The sequence below is a fragment of the Acetobacter pasteurianus subsp. pasteurianus LMG 1262 = NBRC 106471 genome (genome assembly GCF_000285275.1).
Classification (GTDB): Bacteria; Pseudomonadota; Alphaproteobacteria; order Acetobacterales; family Acetobacteraceae; genus Acetobacter; species Acetobacter pasteurianus.
This window is the reverse complement of the sequence record NZ_CADO01000116.1, coordinates 1-1,760: the sequence shown is the minus strand read 5'-3', so window position 1 is coordinate 1,760 and position 1,760 is coordinate 1. Positions and strand designations below refer to the sequence as shown.

At 56.9% G+C, this 1,760-nt stretch carries 2 protein-coding genes; both read left to right on the top strand.

All coding sequences use genetic code 11. The features are described 5' to 3' along the window. Positions 1-479: hypothetical protein (locus tag APA10_RS11785; protein WP_080587173.1), on the top strand; the 479-nt coding region annotated here is incomplete at its 5' end. Beyond that, on the top strand, positions 472-1,620 hold the full coding sequence (locus APA10_RS11780; RefSeq protein ID WP_003631270.1) for a hypothetical protein: 1,149 nt from the start codon (positions 472-474) through the stop codon (positions 1,618-1,620). The genes APA10_RS11785 and APA10_RS11780, both read left to right, overlap by 8 nt. Positions 1,621-1,760: the final 140 nt, after the last annotated feature.

The window sequence follows — 1,760 nt, the reverse complement described above, 5'->3', positions numbered from 1 at the left end:
ATCGCTTTCTGGCGTCCATCAAAACAGCCACAAAACGTGCGGTTGAAGCCGTTGGAGATTTTCGGGCCGCAGCCGGTTTTACGCGCGTGCAGAAATCCCAACTGGAGGCCTATGCCAGCAGGCATCAGCCAACCGTTATTCCGCTGGATATCGCCATAGATCTGGACAGATGTGCCGAGCAGCCCATTCTGCTTTCAGAAATGGCGCACGCGCTGGGGTATGTTGTGCTGCCCATGCATGTTGGCCCCGGTGATTTTGGCCGGGATATGAGCGAATACAGCATGGTTTCGGGAGAGATGGTTTCCACCGCTATCCGCATTCTGGAAGACGGTGTGATTGACCCCCAAGAAGCCAACGAAATTGCACCCAAAATGGCAAAAACCAAGCATGTGCTGGAGCGGGCGCTGGCCCGTATTCATACCATCCAGCAGCTGGGCAAGCCGTATTCTGTAAAAGGGGAGGGCCAAGCTGATGGCTGACCTGATCCGCCCACATATTCAGGACTTTGCGCGGGATGATCTGCCATCGCTCAAGATGGTGCGCTCCATGCCTTCCGAATATCGCGGCGTGTTCGAAAACCTGCGTGACGCGCTGAAAGAGGCACGTTCCTGCGTGTTTCGTTCTGGGCAGTACGTGCTGACCGATGCGGAAATTGCCGTGCAGGCGTGGCTGCATCAGGATGTGCTGGCCCGCGTGCTACCGCAGCTCATCCAGCGCGGCTTTCTGGCGCGGGATGATGAAGGCGCGTTGTTCAGCCCACACCTGTATGATCGCCTGTTGCGCAAGGAAGAACGTGAAGCTGCAAAGGCCGAAGCAGATGCCCGCTGGCAGCAGATGCAGGAAAGCTGCGATGTGCCGGAAGGTATCAGCCGTAAGGCTATGGCAGCGCGTGAAAACGGTAAAAAAGGCGGCCGCCCACGCAAGAGCCCGGTGATGAACACCACCCAGCGCAGCATGCCGCTGATGAGCACTGTAGACGGCGGCAAAGGCGCTGCAGAAAACCCAAGCAAAAAACCTATCACGGGCTTGGGTTATGAAACTTCGGTTCCTTCGGTTTCCATAGATCTAGAATTAGAGAGAGATAATAATATTCCTTCTAGTTCTATTTCTGGGGAAACCGAAAACCCAGCACTGGCTCAGGAGCAGGTGGCCCAGACAGTAGCCCGCGTGATTGCCACAACCGGCATGAACGATCAGGCGCCGTATGCGGTCTCGCTGGTGCGGCGCTGGATGGGGCAGGGCGCAGAACCGGATACCATTATTTCCGCCATTCGGGAGCATACCGAGGCTATGCGCAAGAATGGTGAGGAGCCTCGGCGGCTGAAGGTGTTTGAAGCCGCAGTTTTGCGCGGCATAGAGGTGCAGCACTTGCGCCCGAAAGTGCAGGATACAGCCCCCGAAAAACCGCAGACAGTCAAGGAAAATGCCAAATTCGAGCAGGCATGGGCCAAGGCCGCCAAGGTTTGGAAGGATGCGTTTACCGATTGCCGGGATTTTGGGGCCGTAAAGCGCCGCTGGCCAGAACTGGCGCAGGAAAATGGCCTGCCGCCCGTGCCATTTGAGAAAACCGCGTATCAGCAGCACTTCATGCACCAGCAAAGCGCACAGGTGGCAGCATGAGCCTGCGTGTGTTGCTGCGAAACCTGCGGTTGAAGGCCGAAGGCAAGCCCAACGCGATTGATGCAATAGAAGACCTGCGGGCCAAGCTGGCCCAGGAACAAAAACGGCGTGCAGAGGCTGAACTGGAAATCACCACTCTG